Source organism: Methylobacterium sp. D48H (assembly GCF_053345715.1).
Genome location: NZ_JBKFAP010000005.1, coordinates 43673 through 62888, shown reverse-complemented (window position 1 = coordinate 62888; position 19216 = coordinate 43673). Strand labels below are relative to the sequence as shown.

Annotated in this window: 34 protein-coding genes; 32 read left to right on the top strand and 2 right to left on the bottom strand. The window is 69.6% G+C overall.

Features of this window, described 5'->3' with window-relative positions:
- Positions 1 to 3: 3 nt before the first annotated feature.
- Positions 4 to 711 carry a S24 family peptidase gene (locus ACLBX8_RS12035; protein WP_447715199.1) on the bottom strand — a complete coding sequence of 236 codons (708 nt, stop codon included), beginning with the start codon at positions 709 to 711 and terminating at the stop codon, positions 4 to 6.
- Positions 712 to 806: 95 nt separating this feature from the next.
- On the opposite strand from ACLBX8_RS12035, the gene ACLBX8_RS12030 reads away from it, so the two are divergent.
- Complete coding sequence (locus ACLBX8_RS12030) at positions 807 to 1043, top strand: helix-turn-helix domain-containing protein (protein WP_447715198.1); 237 nt, start codon at positions 807 to 809, stop codon at positions 1041 to 1043.
- A gap of 68 nt (positions 1044 to 1111) precedes the next feature.
- Here ACLBX8_RS12030 and ACLBX8_RS12025 read toward each other — a convergent pair whose 3' ends face one another.
- Positions 1112 to 1696 (bottom strand): hypothetical protein, encoded by a 585-nt coding sequence (locus tag ACLBX8_RS12025; RefSeq protein WP_447715197.1) that lies wholly within the window; start codon positions 1694 to 1696, stop codon positions 1112 to 1114.
- Positions 1697 to 1699: 3 nt separating this feature from the next.
- Here ACLBX8_RS12025 and ACLBX8_RS12020 point away from each other — a divergent pair, with 3 nt between their 5' ends.
- The 31 genes from ACLBX8_RS12020 to ACLBX8_RS11870 all read left to right on the top strand — a co-directional run bounded on the left by ACLBX8_RS12020 (position 1700) and on the right by ACLBX8_RS11870 (position 19171).
- Complete coding sequence (locus ACLBX8_RS12020) at positions 1700 to 1978, top strand: hypothetical protein (RefSeq protein ID WP_447715196.1); 279 nt, start codon at positions 1700 to 1702, stop codon at positions 1976 to 1978.
- A gap of 253 nt (positions 1979 to 2231) precedes the next feature.
- On the top strand, positions 2232 to 2606 hold the full coding sequence (locus ACLBX8_RS12015; protein WP_447715195.1) for a hypothetical protein: 375 nt from the start codon (positions 2232 to 2234) through the stop codon (positions 2604 to 2606).
- Positions 2607 to 2968: 362 nt separating this feature from the next.
- Positions 2969 to 3445, top strand: coding sequence for a hypothetical protein (locus tag ACLBX8_RS12010; protein WP_447715194.1), 477 nt, complete (start codon positions 2969 to 2971; stop codon positions 3443 to 3445).
- Positions 3446 to 3448: 3 nt separating this feature from the next.
- Complete coding sequence (locus tag ACLBX8_RS12005; protein ID WP_447715193.1) at positions 3449 to 4126, top strand: Gp49 family protein; 678 nt, start codon at positions 3449 to 3451, stop codon at positions 4124 to 4126.
- Positions 4127 to 4128: 2 nt separating this feature from the next.
- Complete coding sequence (locus ACLBX8_RS12000) at positions 4129 to 4419, top strand: hypothetical protein (protein ID WP_447715192.1); 291 nt, start codon at positions 4129 to 4131, stop codon at positions 4417 to 4419.
- 84 nt (positions 4420 to 4503) lie between these two features.
- Positions 4504 to 5082 (top strand): hypothetical protein, encoded by a 579-nt coding sequence (locus tag ACLBX8_RS11995; protein ID WP_447715191.1) that lies wholly within the window; start codon positions 4504 to 4506, stop codon positions 5080 to 5082.
- Between the two features lie 15 nt (positions 5083 to 5097).
- On the top strand, positions 5098 to 5556 hold the full coding sequence (locus ACLBX8_RS11990) for a RusA family crossover junction endodeoxyribonuclease (protein ID WP_447715190.1): 459 nt from the start codon (positions 5098 to 5100) through the stop codon (positions 5554 to 5556).
- The gene (locus ACLBX8_RS11985) at positions 5553 to 5753 is read left to right on the top strand and encodes a hypothetical protein (protein WP_447715189.1); all 201 of its coding nucleotides are present in this window, start codon (positions 5553 to 5555) and stop codon (positions 5751 to 5753) included. The genes ACLBX8_RS11990 and ACLBX8_RS11985 overlap by 4 nt, the downstream gene beginning before the upstream one ends.
- Positions 5750 to 6367: a class I SAM-dependent methyltransferase gene (locus ACLBX8_RS11980; RefSeq protein ID WP_440761694.1), complete on the top strand. Its 618-nt coding sequence runs from the start codon at positions 5750 to 5752 to the stop codon at positions 6365 to 6367. The genes ACLBX8_RS11985 and ACLBX8_RS11980 overlap by 4 nt, the downstream gene beginning before the upstream one ends.
- A gap of 5 nt (positions 6368 to 6372) precedes the next feature.
- Positions 6373 to 7380 (top strand): helix-turn-helix domain-containing protein, encoded by a 1008-nt coding sequence (locus tag ACLBX8_RS11975; protein WP_447715188.1) that lies wholly within the window; start codon positions 6373 to 6375, stop codon positions 7378 to 7380.
- Positions 7381 to 7435: 55 nt separating this feature from the next.
- The gene (locus ACLBX8_RS11970) at positions 7436 to 7972 is read left to right on the top strand and encodes a hypothetical protein (protein ID WP_447715187.1); all 537 of its coding nucleotides are present in this window, start codon (positions 7436 to 7438) and stop codon (positions 7970 to 7972) included.
- Between the two features lie 29 nt (positions 7973 to 8001).
- Complete coding sequence (locus ACLBX8_RS11965) at positions 8002 to 8226, top strand: hypothetical protein (protein ID WP_447715186.1); 225 nt, start codon at positions 8002 to 8004, stop codon at positions 8224 to 8226.
- 99 nt (positions 8227 to 8325) lie between these two features.
- Entirely contained in the window at positions 8326 to 9189 is an 864-nt protein-coding gene (locus tag ACLBX8_RS11960) for an SPFH domain-containing protein (protein ID WP_447715185.1), read from the top strand.
- A gap of 95 nt (positions 9190 to 9284) precedes the next feature.
- Positions 9285 to 9674, top strand: a complete 390-nt coding sequence (locus ACLBX8_RS11955; protein ID WP_447715184.1) for a hypothetical protein — start codon at positions 9285 to 9287, stop codon at positions 9672 to 9674.
- Between the two features lie 95 nt (positions 9675 to 9769).
- A complete protein-coding gene (locus ACLBX8_RS11950) occupies positions 9770 to 10639 on the top strand; it encodes a hypothetical protein (protein WP_447715183.1) in 870 nt (289 codons plus the stop codon).
- The gene (locus ACLBX8_RS11945; protein WP_447715182.1) at positions 10639 to 10872 is read left to right on the top strand and encodes a hypothetical protein; all 234 of its coding nucleotides are present in this window, start codon (positions 10639 to 10641) and stop codon (positions 10870 to 10872) included. The genes ACLBX8_RS11950 and ACLBX8_RS11945 overlap by 1 nt, the downstream gene beginning before the upstream one ends.
- Positions 10873 to 10922: 50 nt before the next feature.
- On the top strand, positions 10923 to 11168 hold the full coding sequence (locus tag ACLBX8_RS11940; RefSeq protein ID WP_447715181.1) for a hypothetical protein: 246 nt from the start codon (positions 10923 to 10925) through the stop codon (positions 11166 to 11168).
- Between the two features lie 297 nt (positions 11169 to 11465).
- Positions 11466 to 11687, top strand: a complete 222-nt coding sequence (locus ACLBX8_RS11935; RefSeq protein ID WP_447715180.1) for a hypothetical protein — start codon at positions 11466 to 11468, stop codon at positions 11685 to 11687.
- 108 nt (positions 11688 to 11795) lie between these two features.
- Positions 11796 to 12626: a recombinase family protein gene (locus ACLBX8_RS11930; RefSeq protein WP_244413172.1), complete on the top strand. Its 831-nt coding sequence runs from the start codon at positions 11796 to 11798 to the stop codon at positions 12624 to 12626.
- Between the two features lie 15 nt (positions 12627 to 12641).
- Positions 12642 to 12812, top strand: coding sequence for a hypothetical protein (locus ACLBX8_RS11925; RefSeq protein WP_447715179.1), 171 nt, complete (start codon positions 12642 to 12644; stop codon positions 12810 to 12812).
- Entirely contained in the window at positions 12809 to 13042 is a 234-nt protein-coding gene (locus ACLBX8_RS11920; RefSeq protein ID WP_447715178.1) for a hypothetical protein, read from the top strand. The genes ACLBX8_RS11925 and ACLBX8_RS11920 overlap by 4 nt, the downstream gene beginning before the upstream one ends.
- On the top strand, positions 13036 to 13224 hold the full coding sequence (locus ACLBX8_RS11915) for a hypothetical protein (protein ID WP_447715177.1): 189 nt from the start codon (positions 13036 to 13038) through the stop codon (positions 13222 to 13224). Before ACLBX8_RS11920 ends, ACLBX8_RS11915 begins: the two co-directional genes overlap by 7 nt.
- Positions 13224 to 13700, top strand: coding sequence for a sterol desaturase family protein (locus tag ACLBX8_RS11910; protein ID WP_447715176.1), 477 nt, complete (start codon positions 13224 to 13226; stop codon positions 13698 to 13700). The genes ACLBX8_RS11915 and ACLBX8_RS11910 overlap by 1 nt, the downstream gene beginning before the upstream one ends.
- Positions 13700 to 13873 (top strand): hypothetical protein, encoded by a 174-nt coding sequence (locus ACLBX8_RS11905; protein ID WP_447715175.1) that lies wholly within the window; start codon positions 13700 to 13702, stop codon positions 13871 to 13873. The genes ACLBX8_RS11910 and ACLBX8_RS11905 overlap by 1 nt, the downstream gene beginning before the upstream one ends.
- Entirely contained in the window at positions 13873 to 14070 is a 198-nt protein-coding gene (locus ACLBX8_RS11900) for a hypothetical protein (protein ID WP_447715174.1), read from the top strand. Before ACLBX8_RS11905 ends, ACLBX8_RS11900 begins: the two co-directional genes overlap by 1 nt.
- Entirely contained in the window at positions 14070 to 14366 is a 297-nt protein-coding gene (locus ACLBX8_RS11895) for a hypothetical protein (protein ID WP_447715173.1), read from the top strand. The genes ACLBX8_RS11900 and ACLBX8_RS11895 overlap by 1 nt, the downstream gene beginning before the upstream one ends.
- Positions 14363 to 14998 carry a putative metallopeptidase gene (locus ACLBX8_RS11890; protein WP_447715172.1) on the top strand — a complete coding sequence of 212 codons (636 nt, stop codon included), beginning with the start codon at positions 14363 to 14365 and terminating at the stop codon, positions 14996 to 14998. The genes ACLBX8_RS11895 and ACLBX8_RS11890 overlap by 4 nt, the downstream gene beginning before the upstream one ends.
- A gap of 21 nt (positions 14999 to 15019) precedes the next feature.
- Positions 15020 to 15490 carry a DUF2280 domain-containing protein gene (locus ACLBX8_RS11885; RefSeq protein WP_447715277.1) on the top strand — a complete coding sequence of 157 codons (471 nt, stop codon included), beginning with the start codon at positions 15020 to 15022 and terminating at the stop codon, positions 15488 to 15490.
- Entirely contained in the window at positions 15423 to 16787 is a 1365-nt protein-coding gene (locus tag ACLBX8_RS11880; protein ID WP_071000472.1) for a PBSX family phage terminase large subunit, read from the top strand. Before ACLBX8_RS11885 ends, ACLBX8_RS11880 begins: the two co-directional genes overlap by 68 nt.
- Entirely contained in the window at positions 16784 to 18874 is a 2091-nt protein-coding gene (locus ACLBX8_RS11875) for a portal protein (protein WP_447715171.1), read from the top strand. Before ACLBX8_RS11880 ends, ACLBX8_RS11875 begins: the two co-directional genes overlap by 4 nt.
- A gap of 3 nt (positions 18875 to 18877) precedes the next feature.
- Positions 18878 to 19171 (top strand): hypothetical protein, encoded by a 294-nt coding sequence (locus ACLBX8_RS11870; protein WP_447715170.1) that lies wholly within the window; start codon positions 18878 to 18880, stop codon positions 19169 to 19171.
- Positions 19172 to 19216 lie beyond the last annotated feature (45 nt).

Below are 19216 nucleotides of genomic sequence, written 5' to 3'. Positions count from 1 at the left end.
GATCTAGGCTTCCTCTGTCTCAGATTTGGAGCGCCGCTCGGAAGGCTTTTTCAACCGCTCGCGCATTTGGTTTTGAACCTCCGCCTCACGTTCGAGGATCTTCCATTCATCGGCCGGAATGATCGCCGCGATGCGCGCAACCCATTCGACCTTCACGTCGCGTAGGGTCGGATAGGCTTGGTTGAGGCTGATGAGGTCGAATAGGTCCGGCTTGGACCCCTGATGGACGATCTTGAGCTGTCGCCCGTGTTCGTGCGTACCCACGGCGACCCGCTTACCGATGTGCTGGCGGATGTCCTGAGTGTGCGCACGGCAGATGATGACCGTGTCTTGCTCGAAGATCGGCAACATGGAATCGCCGATCACTTGGTACGCTACTGCCGCATCGCGGACTTCAACAGCCGTCTCAATCTCGTACTGCACTCCGGGCTGATCCTGCGCAGTGGAAGTGTCGATCGCACCGCCGGCACCGATCCGGCCGCCCAGCGGTACAGTGAAGGCCGCGACCTCGCGCAGGCCGAGAAGTTTTGCCGGAGAGACACCCAAGTGCGGAGCAATCGCTTGCGCCATCTCTGCGGTGAGCCGCGCCTTCTGGTGGGCGCGCTTGTAAATGTCCTGCTTCGTGATGCCGGTCAGACGCTCAAGCTCTGTCGGCCCGACGCCTGCCTCCGCCATCGCTTCCGCGAGGCCATTTGGAAACTTGCCCTTCATGCGGGCACCCTGTCACCAGCTTGGTTACGTGACGAGCATCCGTTTCGGCTACAGGCCTCTTGACGCGTATCCAAAAGGGCTACATGCTCTGCGGTATGAGGCTCGCCGACTTTCTCGCCGACCGCGGCATCAAGGACTCCGACTTCGCCGAGACGATCGGCGTCAGCCGGATGACGCTGTGGCGATACAAGTCCGGAGACCGGCGCCCCGAGTGGGACGTGCTGAAGCGGATCGTTCAAGCGACCGACGGGCACGTCACCCCCAACGACTTCCTGGACGCGCCAGAAGGCTCTGACGTTGCCCAGCCTCCCGCCGAGGGAGCGGCCGCGTGATGGGCGCCGATCTCACGCATGGGGAGACCGCCCGTGACGGACTGGTTCTTGGTCGCCTGCGCCATCGGTCACGTCCTAATCGCGCTCGGCCATATCCACTTGGCCATGCGCCGCAGGCGGCTGTGGCTCTGATCAAAGCCGTCTATGCCGGCCCGAAGCACGGGCGATGCGCTCGGCGGCGCGCCGTAGTGGTCATGGATGCGGGCGTAGGCGTTCCATGCGTGCGTGCCCTTCGGCTCGATGGTGATCGGCTCGGGAAGGTGGCGGAACGGCGTGTAGTCCGTGTCGGCGATCGGGATCTTCGCCCCATGCGCGCGTACGCTGTCGATACGTGCGGCGTCCGCGATCCCAAGCCCCTCCGGCCCTTCCACATGGACCGTGCGCCAGACGATCGGCACCAGGAGCGGGTTCGTCACGGTCAGACAGATCTTCCACTCGCGCGCACCCTGCCGCTCCGCGCTGATACCCACTTGGGGACGCAGGGCTGCGAGATCTCGCTCGTTCTTCTGCCAGTTGAGCCACAGCGCGATGCCGGCAGTAATCAGCGACGCGCCGCCCAAGGCACGTGCGAACCAGTCGGGATTGTCCGGCAATTCTTCAGCTCCATCGGTCTTCGCACTTCCGATGGTAGGCCGCGCGGGTCGGGTGTCCACCGGATGCTCCGGCCCGCGCTGGTGGCCCTGCTGCCGCTGGCGCTCGCCGCCTGCGAGGCCGACCCGATCGCCGCCCGGGCGACGCTGACCGAGCTTGGCTTTCACGGCATCGCGCTCTCGCGGGCGCCGCTGACTGGGCGACCCTGTGCGTGGGGCGAGCCCTTCGCCGTGCGGTACCAGGCCGTGACCGAGGACGGCCGGATCGTGAAGGGCATCCTCTGCTCGGCCGACGAGGCGACCGAGGACGCGCGGCTGCTCCCCGACGTGGAGGGCCGGCGCTGATGGGGCTCTCATCTCTCATCCTCGGCGCATGGATCGTCCTGAGCTGCACCGCGGGGCGCGCCCTGATCTCGGGTGGTCCGTCTGATGGGCTGGTACGCCGCGCGAGCCACGTCGGCCTCGTCGTCGGCGCCGGGCTGATCGTCTGCGGCGGAGTGCTCCGGTGAGCGCCGCCCCCACACTTTCCACCGCGTGCCCTGCCGTCCACGCGCGTAGGCCGTTCGGCCCGGTGGCGGTCTCCCTCCGGACGACTGCCATGCCGCAAGCCCTCACCGCCGCCGACCGCCTGATGCAGCTCGCGCGGATCCTCCGCTTCGGCGCCTCGGGGCTATTCCTTGAGGTGGAGCAGATCCAGCGCCGCCGTCCCGCGGAAGCGGCGACGGGCCGGAGCGCGGACATCGCCCTGCTGGCGCTCGGGATGCACGAGGCGGCGCAGGAGCTGGACCGCCAGGCGGCGGACGCGGACCTGCAGGCCTACCTCGCGCATCGCGCCGCCGGCGGCGACGTCCTCCTCCTCCCCCTTGCGGTTGTCGTTCGCCAGCCGGAGCAGCATCGGTCCGCGGCGAACGATGCCGGCGCGCTGAAGCGCGTCGTTCGCGCGGTTGGCCGCTTCTTCCGGAAGGCGGCCTGAAATGTCGCTGCCCGTGCACATCGCCAGTGCTACCGCTCCAGTCCGCGGAGACTGTAACGCGCGGGCCCTGCCCTCGTCTTTACTGGCTGTCGCGCGGCTGTGCACAGCTTCCTCCCATCGCAGCGGTCGCAGGCTCACGCCTCCCGCCAGCGAGCGACCCGGCCGAGACCATCGCAATCTCGGACCCTCGGCCGGGTCGTCCCTTCTCCTGCGCGCTCGTCTCCGCCTGCAAGCTGCCGGTCGCGCTGTGTGTCGTGCGTACCCTCAAGAACTCCCTCTGCATGTCGGCTCCCTCCGTCCGTGGTCGCAAGTAACCACGGGTGGATTTGTGGATGTGCAAAAGGTTTTTGCGGAAAGCTCAAATGCCTGATGCTGACGTGCTGAGAGGGCAGAGCCTCTCGAACGAGCTTCTACGCTGGGAAACACGCGGTCCCGGCGACACGGCCAACGCCATGCGCCGGATCGCGACGCGCGCCGCCATCCCGTTCGGGAAGCTGTGGGCGCTCCGCTACCGGCCGCCCAAGGAAATCGCCTCGCACATCCTGTCCCGGATCGAGGCCGCCCACGCCGCCGAATGCGAGCGGCAACTCAGGAGGCTCGCCCATGACGTCGAGGTCACCGCCGCCGCCGTCGGGTCTGCTCACCCTGCGGTGGTTGCGAGCGCGGCTGTTCTTCGCGCGGCAGGCCGCCCGCCTGAAGGAGCAGCTGCGAGCCGTCCAGGACGGTCGCCCGCCCCGGCACTGGCTGCTGTGGCTGCTGGATCGCCTGACCAGGGCCTGCCGGCTCTGGCGGACCTGACGGACCTGCCGCTGTGGCGGGCCGCGAACGAGGAGGAGTGAACGATGGGGTGCGATCCGAAGGACTTGGGCGGCGACGTCGTGCCGTCGGATCAGGGCGTCGTCGTCGGCAGCTCCCTGCCGCCGTTCTCGCCGACGCACGTCTCGCACAAGCAGGTCGAGGCCTATCCGATCGCGGCGGCCGAGTTCCGGTCGGACGGTTCGGGCCGGATCGCCCTGGCGGGCGGGGCCGTCATCGACGTGCCGGCCGGCTTCGCCTCGCGCGGCGCGCCGACCGAGGGCGACATGCTCGTCCGGTACGCGCCGGTCCCGGGGCAGAGCGACGGCTACCTCTCGCACTCGCCGCGCGCGGTGTTCGAGGCCGGGTATGCGCCGGTCTCGCGGCAGGCCGACGCCCGCGGTGAGCCGGCGCTGTCGCTCGGCGAGACGCAGGCGATCGTCGAGACGAAGACGGCGCCGCGCGTCACCGAGGCGTCGATCAAGGCGAAGATCGCGGACGTCGAGTACTTTCGCGTCCGGCACCTCACGATCTGCATCATCACGCTGCGGAACGGCTTCTTCGTCGAGGGGCATAGCGCCCCGGCCGCGCCGGAGAACTACGACCAGCAGGTCGGCGAGCGCTACGCCTACGACAACGCCTTCCGGCAGCTCTGGCCGCTGGAAGGCTATTTGCTCCGCGACCAGCTCGCGGTGTCCGAGGCTGATCCGGTCCGGGCGGCCTGACCATGTCCGTCGGCGCCTTCGTCACCACTCTGCCCGGCCACTTCTCGACCCTGCGCAAGGGCATCGAGGAGCACGTCCCCGAGACGGCCGTGAACGCAATCCTCCGCAACGGCCTGATCGCCCTGCTCGGCTGGGCGGAGGCGATGGCGCACGCGCTGGTGGCGATGACGCCGGCGGCCGCGCAGCAGCAGTTCCACGCGCCGCTCGGCGACCGCTCGCCCGTCGTCGAGGAGCCGCTCGTCCCGCGCCGCGGTCACGACCCGCGCCTGCCGGGCAACCGCCCGCACCCCTGAAACGAGAACCGCCCGGCCTGCTGTGGGAGCGGGTGCCGGGCGGTCTGAAGAGAATGGGCGTGGCGCCCATCCATGGAGAGAGCAATGGAAGCCACAACAGACGCGGTCGCGCAAGCCGAAGGCGCTGTAGAGCTCGGCATCGAGACCTTGCGCGGCGATATCCGCGACCGGATCCTCGACAACATCTGCCGGCAGATGCCGTGCTGGACCAAGATGTCCGAGCACGAGCAGCGGCTGATGATCGGCCGCTGCGACGAGGTCGCAGGGAAGACGGTGCGCGAGGCCATCAAGGTCGTCGCGCATCAGGGCTTCGACCACCTGGTCGTCTCGACCGGTAAGTGGACCGTGAAGGACGGCCTCAAGCTCGAGGTCGGCGCCTCCGGGTCGGTCGACGACATCACGAAGCTGGCCGAGCACGGCGCGAAGCCTGCGGTCCTCGTCCTGGCCGAGCCGAGCGTCTTCTTCGGCCAGCGCGCCGATGCGGTCGCGGACAAGGATCAGCCCGACCTGCCTATCGACGAGGGCGACGAGGCCGAGGACGGCGACGAGGAGGGTGAGGGCGACGAGGGCCACGCCGAGGGCGAAGCCGATCGCTCGCCTCTGCCGGAGCCGCCGGCCCGCGAGACCCGGTCGCGCCGCACGCGCGAACCCGCGGACGCTTGAGCCTGGAGGCGCGCGGTGTCCGAGACCGTCATCATCCGCCTGCCCGGCGCCCCTCGTGGGAAGGGCCGGCACCGCGCGCAGCTCGTCCATCGGGGAGGCGTGGCGCGAATCCACTCTCATCCCGATCAGAAGACCGAAGCCTACGAGAGCGCCCTGCGCCTCGCGGCCGGCGCCGCCATGCGCGGGCGCGCCCTCCTCACCGGACCGCTGGAGGTCCGGATCTTCGCGACCATGCCGATCCCGGCGAGCTGGTCGAAGCGGAAGCGGTTGGACGCGATCGAGCGCCGCCTGCGGCCCACGACCAAGCCCGACTGGGACAACATCGCCAAGGTCATCGACGCGCTGAACCAGGTCGTGTGGGCTGACGACGCTTCCGTGGTCGATGGCCTTGTCCGCAAGTTCTACGGCGAGACGCCCGAGCTGGTGATCCAGGTCACGGCGCTGGAGCCGCAGGCCGTGAGGGCGGCGGCATGACATGGGTGCTGATCTTCTCGGGCCGCGAGCTGTTCCGCGGCACCTATGGCGACGCGCTCGACGCGGCCGAATCCATGCGCCTCTGCGAGCGCTCCTACCATCCGGACGGGACGGAGCTGGCGCCGCGCCTGGATCGCGGCGTGATGCTGGTGCTCTCGCGGATGGTCCCGGCCTTTCGACGGAGGGCTGCAGCGTGAGCCACCGCGAGAACAAGGCGCACGCGCTCTCGGAGCGCGGGAACGACCTCTACGAGACGCCGGCCGTGGCCGTGCGTGCGCTGATGGCGATCGAGTGGATGCCGCGGCGCATCTGGGAGCCGGCCTGCGGGCCCGGCGCCATCGTGCGCGAGCTGTATGCGGCCGGGCACGAGGTCCTGGCCACAGACCTCGTCGACTATGGCTGGAAGGGGCAGGTCTCGGACGTCGACTTCCTGAAGGTCGACGCGGCGCCCGAGGGCATCGACTGCATCGTCACGAACCCGCCCTACAAGGACGCTCGCGCCTTCGTGGAACAGGCCGTGCGGCTCTGCCCGCGCGTGATGATGCTGCTGCGGTTCTCGTTCTACGAGAGCATCTCGCGCGGTTCCATCCTCGACACCGGCACGCTCGCCCGGGTGTATTGCTTCCGCAAGCGCCTGCCGATGATGCACCGCGACGGCTGGGAGGGCCCGAAGGCCTCCTCGAACATGGCCTTCGCTTGGTTCGTCTGGGACCTCTCCCACCGCGGCCCGACGCAGCTCAGCCGCATGTCCTGGGAAGACTTCACCGAGGCCGACCATGCGCCCGGTCCGATGCCGATGGCGGCGGAGTAGCGGCCATGTCGGTACAGGCACACGCATGGGCCAAGCGGGCCCGGACAGGCAGCGGGACCCTAAAGGCGGTCCTGGTGGCAATCGCTGACTACGCGGACGCGAACGGCCAGGCGTGGCCCTCGCAGGAGCAGCTTGCCGAGGACACCGAGTTCTCGGTCCGGGCCGTACGCAACGCCATCGCCGCCCTGGTCGACGCTGGGCTGGTCGAGCGCCGGGAGCGTCGCCGCAAGGACGGCACCCGGGCCTCGGACATCTTGGTCCTGAGCATGGGCGACCCGCTCAACCGGCACGAGATGCCGGCTGATAGTGAGCAACCGGCACGTCGTTCCGATCAACCGGCACCTCGTTCCAAGCAACCGGCACGAGGTGCCGGGCTCACTACGTTTGAACCGTCACTGAACCACCAAGGGAACCGTCAGGTCAGTGATGCTGCCCGCGGTGCGCGAGCGCTGGACGGTGGTGGCGAGACAGCCGGCTCGAATGCCGACCTGATCGCGAAGGGCAAGGCTGACCGCTTCGCCGCCGTCGAGCGCGGCGTGGCGCTGATCTGCTCGAATACCTCCAGGCCGGTCGACCTCGCCCGCAAGCTCATGGGCCACTGGCTGTCGATCGCCCGGGACGAGGCGGTTTTCGTGCTCAGCGTCATCGAGGACGCCGACGGCCGCGAGCTCGCTGACTTCTCGAGCTGGGTCGAGATCCGCCTGCGGAAGCGCCGCGAGGATCAGGACCGCCTCCCGGTTCTTGGCCGCCCCTCTGATCGCCCCACCGGCCTCGCCGGCCGTCTGATCCGCCTCAACCAACAGTTCCAGCAGGGAGCTTTCGATGTCGAGCCGCCTACCGTCGACGCTAACGGCCCCGCTGCCGAGCCCAACCGTGGCGAGGATCGAGGCGTTGCATGGCTGTCTGGAGGCCCATCCCGTCCATCCGACGCGATACTGCGTGCGGCGGGACAGGGCGGTCACGACAGCCGAGCGTCGAGCGCTCTGCGACGTCTCCGAGCGGCTGGTGGCTGAGCTGGCCCCCTGGCGGGAGGAGGCACGTGGACGCGAGGCAATCTCGCCGGACCGCGTGGCCGTCGATGCGATCGTGACCCGGGTGCTGCTCGGATTCGAGCAGGGGCGCGGACGCGACGACGAGGAGAACGACAAGCTCATCGCGGAGTACATCTCCGCGGTGAAAGGGCTCCCGCTGGCGGCGATTCACGCGGCGGCCGAGCGCTTCCGCTCGGGCGAGACGCGCCTGCCTTGGTCGAAGCGCTTCCGCCCCTCGCCGGCCGAGTTCGCCGCGGAGGTGCGCGAGGGCCTGATCCTGCTCCGGACGCAGCTCCTGCACATTCGCCGCCTGCTGGACGCCGAGGTCTACGACGTGCCGACGGCGGAGCAGCGCGCGGAGGTCGCGAAGGTGGCCGAGGCGCATCTCCAGCGGATGCGCAAAGCCGAGCCAGTGCGGCACCGCGCCGAGACGCCGGCCGAGATCGCCCGGGCGCAGCGGGTGAAGCTGGACGAGGACCTCGCCCGGCTCCGCGCGACCGGCCACGGTCCGGACATCGGCCGGCTCATGGCCCGCCTCGACCAGCGCCAAGGCCAGAGCGGAGGTGCGTCGTGAGCCGGCGCCCCGATCTCTGGAAGGCCGAGTTGCGCGACCGCGAGGCCGCGCGGAAGGCGGCCGAGGCGGAGCGGGAGCCGCCCGTCGAGCGCACCTGCGCGTCGTGCGGCGTGTTCGGCGCCTCGTTCGGCTTCGGCGTCTTCCGGAATCGCAGCGACGGCATGTGGTCGTGCGCCGATCCGGATTGCCGCGCGATCGTCGAGGCGCGGGCGGCGATTCCCGTGTCTCCGCATACAGTCGAACAGGCCGCGTGAATCCACCTCGCGCGGCTGGATGAGGGAACGATGGCCAGAGGCACACAGCTCGAACGGCAGCGCGATGGGCGCGATCCGGGGCAAGGGGGAACGAAGAAGATGAACTACGTCCGGCTCGGTCTGATCGGCGTCGCGGGCCTCGTGGCTCTCTCCGTCGTCGGCGGCTCGTTCTACACGGTCGACCAGCGCGAGCGGGTTGTGCTGCTCACGAACGGCGCCGTGGTCGGCGAGGCGGATCCGGGTCTGCACTGGAAGCTGCCGTTCGTGCAGTCGGCCGTGTCGATCAGCGTGGAATCGCACCGCGTCGAGTTCGACAAGATGGAAGCTTATTCCCGCGACCAGCAGCCGGCGGTGATGAAGCTGTCCGTGCTCTACCACGTGCCGACGGACCGGGTGTCCGAGGTCTACAGTCGGTTCACGTCGACCGCGAACCTGGAGGACCGCGTCGTCGAGCCGAAGGTGCTGGAGCAGTCGAAGAACGTCTTCGGCCAGTTCGACGCGGTCACGGCCGTGCAGGAGCGCGTGCAGCTCAACGCCAAGATGGCGGCGGCCATCCACGAGGCGATCGGCGGCATGAACGCGCCCATCGTGATCGAGGCCGTGCAGATCGAGGACATCCAGTTCTCGCCCGAGTACATGCGGTCGATCGAGCAGCGCATGCAGGCCTCCGTCGAGGTCGACCGGCTGAAGCAGAATGCGCTGCGCGAGAAGGTCCAGGCCGAGATCGTCGGCACCAAGGCCGGCGCCGAGGCGAACGCGATCCGCCAGCGCGCGCAGGCCGAGGCCGATGCCACGAAGCTCCGAGGCGACGCGGAGGCCAGCGCAATCCGGGCCCGCGCCGAGGCGCTGGGCTCGAATCCCGGCCTCGTGGCGCTGACCCAGGCGGAGCGCTGGGACGGCAAGCTGCCGACCACCATGGTGCCTGGTGGCGCCCTGCCGATGCTCAACGTGGGGAAGCCGTGAGGGCGCGCGTCGCCTCTTCCGGCGAACGGTAGGGGATCGCTGACCCGGTGCTGATGGCGAACCCGTTGAGGATTGAGGGGCCTGACCCGCCGGCCATGACGTGTGCGGATGTGGAGCGGTGGCTGGTGGCGGCGTTCATGGCCTTCACCAGCTCGGGCATCTTCAGCGTCAGGCTGAACCGGCTCCAGCCGAACGATCCGCAGGAGATGCGGGCGACCTTCGACTGGATCGTGTTCTCCGCCGAGGTCCTGGGGGTCGGTAGCCCGGAGCGGATCGCGCTCCTCACCTGGGCCCGGTCGAAGGCTCGGCGGCGGATCCGGCGGCACCGGCGGCTGCGGCTGCTGCGGGAGGTCCCGGGCGGCACCGTGACCGATTACTGCGCCGAGGTCGGCGTCCAGCGGCGCACCTTCGACCGGCGGCGGAAGCGCGCCTGCCACCGCCTCGCCGATGCCTGGAACGCAAAGGTCACGGGCACGCCGGAGTGACGCAGGCATAGATCACGCTTGCGTGTGTCCAAAAACGGGACGCAGATCAGGTGTCACGGATCGGCGGAAGGCCGACCGCCTCATGGGGCATCACCGTGGCAGCGTCCAGGACCAAGGCCATCTCCCTCGCCGGCTCGCCGGCAACCCACACCCATGTGCGCTTCGCCCAGCCGGAGCGGCGCCGGGATCCGCGCGGCGACCGGTACGACCACGCCGGCGCCTTCGACCCGCGCTCCGAACTCTCGAAGCCGGTCCGGGGCAAGCGCGGCCCGATCGAGACGGCGGCCGTGGCGGTCGACGATCCGTGGACCCCGGGCGGTCGTTCGCTCGCCGCGGTCAATCGTCGGGTCGACGTTCTGGAGATGGAGCGCTCGCACGGGCGGCTCACGGTCTCGCAGTACGAGGTTGGGCGCCAGGTCCAGGCGATCTTCGAGCGGGCTTCCGGCGCCCGGCTCGGCTCCATGGACTTCGGCGTCCGCGGCTCGAAGGACATGACCATCGCGCACGAGCTGTCGGTCATCTACGCGATCGACGACGCCCGGCTGGTGGCGAAGCTGAAGGACAAGGTCGTCCGCGCTGTCGGCGTGCCCGGGGCCCGATTCCTCCACGAGGTGCTGACCGGCCGCCAGACCTTCGCTCAGTTCGCCGAGGCCCGCGGCAAGGGCGGCGACCGCGGCACCAGCCAGATCGCCGCGCACTTCCGGATCCTGATGGAGAACCTCGACGAGGACTTCGCGGCCGAGGGCGTGGCGAACGTGCAAGAGCGCTTCTTCCGAGGCCAGAAGACTGGCGAGGAGACCGACGCGCAGGGTCGCGCCGTCCCGGCCGGCCAGGGCCAGTACTGGGGCGCTGAGGAAGCCCGCTACGCTCCGCAGGCCAAGCCGGACGTCCAGCGGGCTGTCGCCGGTCGCGGGCGGGTCCGGGACATCGTGGCGGCGCGCTGCCGGGTGGGCAGCGAGGCCTGATGTGCGGCCTGCCGCCTGGGCCGCCGCTCGGCATGCGCCGGGTCGAGCGGCCGCGCGTCCGGTACGAGCGCCTCAACCGCTTCGCGGCCGACCGGATGCTCGCCGCGCGGTCGCCGGCTGCTCACCGCTTCTGGAAGCGCGTCTCCGATTCCACGGTGACAATCGAGGAGACTTGGGTTCGCGACGAGGCGTTCTATGCGGCTTGGCGTGGACCATACCCGCCAGCCTCGTGACACCAGCCGGCCGATGCGCCAGCATGGGTGCGTCGGAACGGAGGTGCGCTGTGATCTTTCTTCAGTTGACGTCGCGGACCAATCACTCGCCAATCTATGTTAATGCGGCGTCGATCATCGAGATTGGCACTTCCAACGGTCACGCCCGCCTGCGATGCATGACGACATCGGGTTCTGATGGCGGTTCGCATTCGGCTCACAGCATCAATGTGCACGAGACCGCCGAGACCGTCGTGGAAATGCTTGGGCAAGGCGAAGGCGTGATGATCATCTCGCCGCCTCGGCAGGATCCTTGACCCGTCGGGCAAAAACCGGCATTCCGTTTGGGTCGCGAGACGCACGCCCGGGGCTGAGAAGCCGCCGGGCGTTTGCATGTCTGGCGCTTTGGGGGCTTCGGCCTCATGAGGTCGAACCTCAGTCCCACGCCTTCGGGCGTCCCCGGCAGCCGCTAATCCGTTCGCCGCTGCCGGGCCAGCTTCACCGAACCCGCTCAACAGCTTGGGCGTTGCTCCGGCAGACGCGGCAGCGGTTCCGCGATATGGTCGTTTCACCATGATCCAGCCGGGCGCACCCGCGTGAGCGCGCATGCGACAGTGACCGCGATCGAGCAGGAGGCCGCGGCCTTCTGCCGGCGGCGCTTCCGCGATCAGGCGGACTACCTCGAAGCCAAGGACTCGCACTGCAAGCGCATCGCTGCGCTCGTGCGCCAGCTTCGGCCCCAGCTCGGCACCGTCGAGAAGCGGACGTTCGGCCAGTCCGGGGTGAGCGAGAAGGGCAAGCCGTTCACCGTCGCGAGGCGGCGCCGGGCGGCCTGATTTCGAGGCCATTTCCAAGGTCTCCTGAGATCTTGGAAATATCGGCCGTTTAGACGCAAAAACATCAACAAAAGCAGAGGCTTGCAGGTGGTTTCGGGCTCACGCCGTGTGGGCCGCCAGCGGGCCCGGAATAAAATCCAGACCGAGACGAAGGCAGCCAGCGCCGTCCGGGCGCTCGGGTACCTGCGGGTCTCGACGGAAGAGCAGGCCGCGACCGGCCACGGGCTTGAGGCGCAGGAGAAGGCAGTCCGCTCCTTCGCCGAGAGCCAGGGCTACGAGCTGATCGAGGTACTCACCGACCCCGGTGTCTCGGGCGCGACCCGGCCCGCCGATCGCCCCGCCTTCGGACAGGCGCTGGAGCTCGCCGCGGCCAAGGCCTTCGACGTGCTGCTGGTGGCGAAGATCGACCGGCTGTCCCGCGACATCCGCCACGCGATGACGACGGTCTCGGATCTCGCCGAACAGCACGAGGTCGCCTTCCGGTCGGTCACGGAATCGGTGATCGACACCTCGAACCCGATGGGCCGGACCTTCTTCGCGATCTTCGCCGGCATGGCGGAGAACGAGCGGTTCGTGATCCGGGACCGGACCGCCGGCGGTCGGGTGGCCAAGGCCGGCAAGGGTGGCTTCGCCGGGGGCCAGGCGCCCTACGGCTACACGAAGGATCTGGAGGGCGGCCTCCGGGTCGTCCCGGAGCAGGCGCGCATCGTGCGCCGGATCTACCAGGAGCGTCGCCGCAAGCGGACGCTCCAGGCCATCGCCGACGGCTTGAACGCCGAGGGCATCCCGGCGCCGAAGGGCGGCCGCTGGGCCGTCTCGACGGTCGCGTACGTGACCGACAACCCGAAATACCGCGGCGCGATCGAGTACCTGTTCCGCTGGAACGGGACCGAGACGCACGTCCTGCAGCCGGGCGCCCACGCCGCGATCATAGGCTGACGCGAGACCCTCCACATGAACAGCATCTACCAGGGCGCCCTTCACCAGGCGGCGATTTCGGCTGCCTGGAACGCGATCGCGCCGAAGCGGATCGCCGCCACCCGTGAGGTGCCCGGCGCCACCATGGTGCTGCACCCGACCAAGGGCTGGCGCCGGATCTCGCACAAGCGCCTCGGCATCGCGTGACCGCTCGCCCGGACTTCACTCCGGCCGATGCTGATCGGGCGCTTCGCCATGCGCAGCGCCTCCAGCGCGACCCGGCGGCCCAGGCCTACGGCGACCAGATGCGCCGGCAGGGCGTCATCGGCTACCCGGGCGCCACGCCGCTCCCGGTCGAGACCCCGTACGACGAGGCCCGGGCCGGCGAATTCGAGGTCCGCCGCTCCATGGCGATGCTGCGGGCCCGACCATGCTGAAGCGCCTCGTCCTCCGCTGGCTGTTCCGCGATCAGCCGGCCGCCCCTGCCCCGATCGTCCACCGCGGCGAGCGCGAGCTGTGCCCCGGGCCCGACCTCGGCGCGCCGCGCGGCCCCATCCCGAAGCTGTCCCGCGCCGACGCGGAGCTGCTGCTCGGCATCCCGGTGAGGATCCTGCGCTGATGTCCCGGCTCGCCTATTACACCGACTTCGTCGCCATCCCGGCGCTGGTGCTCCTGCTGGTCACCGTCGGCGGCGCCTCGCTCGCAGGCATCGCGCTCGGCCTCGCGGCGTGGTCGCTCGCCGAGTACGTGATCCACCGCTGCCTGTTCCACCGGCTGCCGGTGTTCCGGGACGCGCACGACCTGCACCACGCCCGGCCCTGCGCCCGGACCGGCGTCACCTCGTGGCACTCGCTGGCCATCTTCGGCGCGCTGTTCCTCGTGCTCTCGGCCGGCGTCTTGGCCGGGGTCGCGTTCGGCTACCTCGCCTACATCACCGCCCACCACGCCGTGCATCACTGGCGGATCGGGCCGCGGCATCCGCTCTACGGCCTGAAGATGCGCCACGCGATGCACCACCATGGCGTCGAGGCTAACTTCGGCGTGGTCACGACCCTCTGGGACCACGTGTTCCGCACCTATCAGGCGCGCCGCTGATGCCCCGTCTCTGCGCCGCCATCCTGCTCGCCGGCATCGCCGCTGCCGCCCTGCGCCCGCGTCGGCCTGCCTCCTTCGTGCTGGTCCGGCCGGCCGTCCCCGACGACGTGCGCGCCATAGCCGAGCGCTTGATGCTGCTGCACGGCGACATGCCGTCCCGGGCGGTGCACTGATGCCACTCGACGATCAGCACCTCCGCTATGCCGGTATGAGCTACCGGCAAGCCTCCGAGGAGGCCGAGCGGCTTCTGAAGCGTGCGCTCGCCTCTGGATCTTGGTTCGCGCTGCCGGAGGCGCTCGTCGTCCTGCGCAGCGTGATGGATCGGCGGCAGGCCGGGCACTTGCCGGACACCGATGAGAGGGCGCTCTGATGCGCGGGATCGTCGGCTTCCGGCACGCCGCTGGCATCCTCCTCGTGCTGGTCGCCGGCTGGGCCTGGGTGTGGGTGTTCGACCGCCCCGCGCAGGCCGCGACGGTCGGCTACCGTATCGAGGTCCGTGTCTGCCGCGGCGCCGACTGCCGCCTGCTCCCGGTCTCCGGCCGGCGCTGGCTCGGCCGGTTCGCCTGCGAGGGCCACGCCTCCACCATCGAGCAGTTCGGCGAGGCCCCGCGCGGCCGCACGCTGTCGGCACGCTGTGTGGCGGTCGACGGGATGATCGGCGCGTGAACCTCGCCCGCCCTCGCCCGCCGGAGCGGCTGCTCGGCCAGGAAGGTGCCCTCACGGCGCTGCCTTTCGAGCCGGCGCCCGAGCTGGAGGTCTGGGCCCGCGCCGCCTTCATCAGCGAAGACGCGGCGCTGCTGAACGAGGAGCACGCGCACCTCCGGGAGGCGACGCTCGGCTTCATGTGGACGTCCGTGCCGAACGCGCGCGGCGGGAACGGCGTCGTCGGCCAGGCCGAGATCCCGTCCGTCCAGGGCGGGAAGTGGGCCCGGGCCCGGTTCTTCCAGCAGGTCGAGGCATGGTTCGGCCTCGTCCCGGACTTCATGATTACGCTCGACGCGGGCTTCGCGGACCAGGCCGACGACGCCACGTTCTGCTCCCTCGTCGAGCACGAGCTCTACCACTGCGCGCAGGCGAAGGACGCGTTCGGCGCCCCGCGGTTCTCGAAGGCGAGCGGCCGGCCGATCTTCACGATGCGCGGCCACGACGTCGAGGAGTTCGTCGGCGTCGTCGCCCGCTACGGCGTCGGCGCGGCGGCGGGCCAGACCGCGGCGCTGGTCGAGGCGGCCAACCGGCCCCCGATCGTGTGCGAGGCGGACATCGTCGGCGCGTGCGGCACCTGCGGCCGGCGCGTCTGAGATTGACCCGGCGTTGACGGAATCGCGGCCGTGACCACGCTCCCGGATGAGGTGAAAACCTTCATCGTCCAACAGCTTGCGTGCTTCGACGCCCCCTCTGCGGTGGTGTCGGCTGTCAAGGATGAGTTCGCCGTGGCCGTAACGCGCCAGGCGGTCGAGGCCTACGACCCGAACAAGGTCCAGGGGCAGCGGCTCTCGGAGGAGCTGAAGGCCCTCTTCGCCGCGACGCGCGAGCGCTTCCTCGCCGACCAGGCCGCGATCGGCGTGTCGCACCGGATGGTCCGGCTCCGACGCCTGGATCGCATGGTCAACAAGGCCGAGGCGCAGGGCAACATGAGCTTGGCGGCGAACCTCCTGGAGCAGGCTGCTCGGGAGTGCGGCGACGCCTTCACCAACAAGCGGCAGAACGAGGTCAGCGGGAAGGATGGCCAGCCCCTCCTCGCCGGCGGCATCGCCGTCACCTTCATCGACGGCCCCGGCAAACCAAGCTGAGTTCCCGCGCAAGCTGGCGTTCCTATTCCAGCCGAAGCGGTACAAGATCGCGAAGGGCGGCCGCGGCGGTGGGAAATCTTGGGCCTTCGCCCGCGCGCTCCTGATCCTCGGCGCCTCGAAGAAGCTCCGCATCCTCTGCGCCCGCGAGTTCCAGAATTCGACCGCGGACAGCGTGCACGCGCTGCTGAAGGATCAGGCCGACAAGCTGGGCCTCGGCGCATTCTACGAGGTGCAGCAGACCCGGATCATCGGGGCGAACGGCACCGAGTTCTCGTTCGAGGGGCTCCGGCACAACGTCACGAAGATCAAGTCCTATGAGGGCGTCGACATATGCTGGGTCGAGGAGGCCCGCACGGTGTCGAAGTCGTCGTGGGACACGCTCATCCCGACGATCCGCAAGCCGGGCTCCGAGATCTGGATCAGTTTCAACCCGGAGCTGGCAGAGGACGAGACCTACAAGCGGTTCGTCACGCATCCGCCGACGAACTCGGAAGTCGCGACCATCAACTGGTACGACAATCCGTGGTTTCCGGAGGAGCTGCAGCAGGAGGCGAAGGACCTCCTGGCCCGGGACCCTGTTGGGTACGAGACCGTCTGGGAGGGCCACTGCAAGCAGGTCCTCGACGGCGCGATCTACACCCATGAGATCCTGGCCGCGACGCGGGCAGGCCGGTTCCGGAAGGTCCCCTTCGACCCGTCGAAGCGGGTGCACACGTTCTGGGATCTGGGCCGGGCCGACAAGACGAGCATCTGGTTCGCCCAGATCGTCGGCTTCGAGTTCCGGCTGATCGACTTCTACGAGAACCGCGGCTTCGCGCTGGGTCACTACCTGGAGATGCTCACGCAGCGGGCCGCCGACTGCGGGTACGTCTACGGCGAGCACTGGCTCCCGCACGACGCGCAGAACGAGCTTCTCGCCTCCGAGCGGACCATCGAGCAGCAGATGTGGGCCGCCGGCCACGAGGTGCGGATCACGCCGAAGCTCTCGGTCGCGGCGGGCATCGACGCGGCCCGGCAGGTGTTCGCGCGGTGCTTCTTTGACGAGGACCGCTGCGCCGACGGGCTCCAGGCGCTCCGGAACTACCGGTACGACGTCGATCCCGACACGCAGGCCTTCTCGAAGAACCCGCTGCACGACTGGGCGAGCCACGCGGCCGACGCCTTCCGCTACTTCGCCGTCGCGATCGCCGAGCCCCGCCCGGACGACCCGCCGCCGGAGACCCCGAACGACCGCTACGACCGGCGCCGCCGCCGCGAGCGCGCTGAGACCACCGAAGGCTCCGGATGGGCGCAATGACCGATACCGACGACGCTCCGCTGTCGCCGGAGGAGCAGGCGCGCCACCAGGCCGACCTCGACGCGGCCGCGCTGTTCCGGAAGCTGCGGACGTGGTTCCGGGCCGACCGCGAGGCCTCCTCGGAATGGCGCGCGGAGGCCCGCGAGGACTTCGACTTCGTGGCTGGCCATCAGTGGTCGGCGCAGGATGAGGCCGCGCTGCGCGAGCAGGGCCGGCCGCCGATCTCCTTCAACCGCATCCTGCCGGTGATCCGGGCCGTCGCCGGTTCCGAGGTCAGCACCCGCCAGGATATCCAGTACCTGCCCCGCCAGATCGGCGATGCGGCGCTGAACGAGGTGCTCACCGAGGCCTCCCGCTACCTCGCAGACGAGGCGGACGCCGAGGACGAAGAGAGCGACGCCTTCATCGACGCGGTGACCTGCGGCGTCGGCGTCGTGGAGATGCGCCTCGATTACGAGATCAACCCCGACGGCGATTACGTCGAGGACCGGGTGAACCCCCTGGAGATGTTCTGGGACGCCTCGGCCACGAAGCGCAACCTGTCGGACGCCCGGCGCGTCTGGCGGGCGAAGTCGATGGACCGGGCCGAGGCTGAGAGCTTGTTCCCGGACGTCGACCCGGCCGACTTTGATGCGGCCTGGGCAGAGGATCGCGACGGCGGCGAGCCGCACCACCAGATCCAGCCCGGCGAGCGCCGCTCGGACCGGCTCGGCGATACCGACCAGACCGGCGGCACGAAGCGCGTCACCATCGTCGAGTGCCAGTGGTGGGAGCGGGTGCGGGTCGCAGTCGTGATCGACCCGCAGAGCCAGCAGCCGATCGAGATGGATCCGGCGAAGGCGAAGGTGCTGGTGGAGCGCGCGGAGCTCGTCGGCATGCCGGTGCAGGTGTTCCACCGCATGACGCGGAAGTACCGCCGCGCCTTCCTCGGCAACATCATCCTCGGCACGGTCGGCGACGCGCCGGCGGGCGACCGCTTCAGCTACGCCTTTCTGACCGGAGACCGGGACCAGAACCGAGGCTCCTGGTTCGGCATCGTGCGGCCGATGCGCGATCCGCAGCGCTTCGCCAACAAGTGGCTGTCGCAGACCATCGACATGCTGAACCGGCAGGCGAAGGGCGGCTACTTCGCCGAGACCTCGGCCGTGAAGGATCAGGCGGCGTTCGAGCGCACCGCGGCCAAGTCCGGTGCAGTCACCTTCGTGAACCCCGGCGCGCTGCGCTCCGGCGCGATCAAGGAGAAGCCGCTGCCGCAGATGCCGACCGGGCACTGGCAGCTCATGGAGTTCGCGCTCACGTCGATCCGCGATTCCTCGGGGGTGAACCTGGAGCTGCTCGGCCAGCAGCAGAACCAGCAGGCCGGCGTGCTGGAGTACCAGCGCAAGCAGGCGGCGATGAACATCCTCGCCACCATGTTCAACGCGCTGCGCCGGGCCCGGAAGCACATCGGCCGGGTGCGGCTGCACTTCATCCAGACCTACCTCTCGGACGGTCGCCTCGTGCGCATCACCGGGCAGGCCGGCCAGCAGGTGATCCCGCTGCTGCGCGACAAGACCGCGGGCGATTACGACGTGGTGATCGATGAGGCGCCGTCCTCGCCGAACCAGCAGCAGGTGGTCTGGCAGACCTTCGTGTCGGTGCTGCCGATCATCCGGGACATGATCACCCCGCAGGTTCTCCTCGAGGTGCTGCCCTACTCGCCGTTCCCGGACAGCTTCGTCGCGAAGATGCGCGAGCTGCTCGCGAGCCAGCAGCAGGATCCGGAAGCCCAGCAGCGGCAGCAGATCGCCTTGCAGGAGGCCCTCACGAAGATCGAGGAGACCGCGGCCGGCGCCGACCTGAAGCGCGCCCAGGCCCAGCACCAGCGCTCGCTCAGCCAGTACGACCAGGTCGACACGGTCGGGCGCACGCTGGAGATCGCGCATGGCCACGCGCAGGTGATGCAGGAGCGTCGGAACACTGCCGCTCCGCACCAGCATGGTGGCCCGGCCCCGACACCGATCCCCGTGGACCGGCCGCCGTTCAACGCCCTGCCCGCGGCCGCCGCGCCAGGGCCCCAGCTCTATCCGGTCCAGCCGAGCTTCTAACCCATGCGCATCGTCGAGCTGCGCACCTTCACCGGCGATCCGTCGGTGGAGGGCGAACCCGTGTTCGTGGCGCCCGACAACGTCGGGATGGTCGCGGTCGCGATGGCTGATCCGCCCGCCGCTGAGGTGTGGCTGAAGGTCGGCACCCCGATGCTGCTGGTCGATGGGTCGGCCTTGGCCGTCTCCGAGCTGCTCGCTGAGGGCAAGGTCGACCGCCTGCCCCCGCGGCCCGAGCCGCCTAAGCCGCTTCCCTCCTATGGCAGCGATCGCCCGCGCGGCGTGAACCGCTGGGCCTGAACCCCTTCCGCCCGGCCGGCGCGTCAGACCGGCCTTCCGTCCCAT

Bases quoted from the DNA above. Each gene is read 5' to 3' on its own strand.
- ACLBX8_RS12035 (WP_447715199.1), bottom strand. From the start codon at position 711: ATGAAGGGCAAGTTTCCAAATGGCCTCGCGGAAGCGATGGCGGAGGCA.
- ACLBX8_RS12030 (WP_447715198.1), top strand. From the start codon at position 807: ATGAGGCTCGCCGACTTTCTCGCCGACCGCGGCATCAAGGACTCCGAC.
- ACLBX8_RS12020 (WP_447715196.1), top strand. From the start codon at position 1,700: ATGCTCCGGCCCGCGCTGGTGGCCCTGCTGCCGCTGGCGCTCGCCGCC.
- ACLBX8_RS12015 (WP_447715195.1), top strand. From the start codon at position 2,232: ATGCCGCAAGCCCTCACCGCCGCCGACCGCCTGATGCAGCTCGCGCGG.
- ACLBX8_RS12010 (WP_447715194.1), top strand. From the start codon at position 2,969: ATGCCTGATGCTGACGTGCTGAGAGGGCAGAGCCTCTCGAACGAGCTT.
- ACLBX8_RS12005 (WP_447715193.1), top strand. From the start codon at position 3,449: ATGGGGTGCGATCCGAAGGACTTGGGCGGCGACGTCGTGCCGTCGGAT.
- ACLBX8_RS12000 (WP_447715192.1), top strand. From the start codon at position 4,129: ATGTCCGTCGGCGCCTTCGTCACCACTCTGCCCGGCCACTTCTCGACC.
- ACLBX8_RS11995 (WP_447715191.1), top strand. From the start codon at position 4,504: ATGGAAGCCACAACAGACGCGGTCGCGCAAGCCGAAGGCGCTGTAGAG.
- ACLBX8_RS11985 (WP_447715189.1), top strand. From the start codon at position 5,553: ATGACATGGGTGCTGATCTTCTCGGGCCGCGAGCTGTTCCGCGGCACC.
- ACLBX8_RS11975 (WP_447715188.1), top strand. From the start codon at position 6,373: ATGTCGGTACAGGCACACGCATGGGCCAAGCGGGCCCGGACAGGCAGC.
- ACLBX8_RS11960 (WP_447715185.1), top strand. From the start codon at position 8,326: ATGAACTACGTCCGGCTCGGTCTGATCGGCGTCGCGGGCCTCGTGGCT.
- ACLBX8_RS11955 (WP_447715184.1), top strand. From the start codon at position 9,285: ATGACGTGTGCGGATGTGGAGCGGTGGCTGGTGGCGGCGTTCATGGCC.
- ACLBX8_RS11945 (WP_447715182.1), top strand. From the start codon at position 10,639: ATGTGCGGCCTGCCGCCTGGGCCGCCGCTCGGCATGCGCCGGGTCGAG.
- ACLBX8_RS11925 (WP_447715179.1), top strand. From the start codon at position 12,642: ATGAACAGCATCTACCAGGGCGCCCTTCACCAGGCGGCGATTTCGGCT.
- ACLBX8_RS11915 (WP_447715177.1), top strand. From the start codon at position 13,036: ATGCTGAAGCGCCTCGTCCTCCGCTGGCTGTTCCGCGATCAGCCGGCC.
- ACLBX8_RS11910 (WP_447715176.1), top strand. From the start codon at position 13,224: ATGTCCCGGCTCGCCTATTACACCGACTTCGTCGCCATCCCGGCGCTG.
- ACLBX8_RS11905 (WP_447715175.1), top strand. From the start codon at position 13,700: ATGCCCCGTCTCTGCGCCGCCATCCTGCTCGCCGGCATCGCCGCTGCC.
- ACLBX8_RS11900 (WP_447715174.1), top strand. From the start codon at position 13,873: ATGCCACTCGACGATCAGCACCTCCGCTATGCCGGTATGAGCTACCGG.
- ACLBX8_RS11895 (WP_447715173.1), top strand. From the start codon at position 14,070: ATGCGCGGGATCGTCGGCTTCCGGCACGCCGCTGGCATCCTCCTCGTG.
- ACLBX8_RS11880 (WP_071000472.1), top strand. From the start codon at position 15,423: ATGGCCAGCCCCTCCTCGCCGGCGGCATCGCCGTCACCTTCATCGACG.
- ACLBX8_RS11875 (WP_447715171.1), top strand. From the start codon at position 16,784: ATGACCGATACCGACGACGCTCCGCTGTCGCCGGAGGAGCAGGCGCGC.
- ACLBX8_RS11870 (WP_447715170.1), top strand. From the start codon at position 18,878: ATGCGCATCGTCGAGCTGCGCACCTTCACCGGCGATCCGTCGGTGGAG.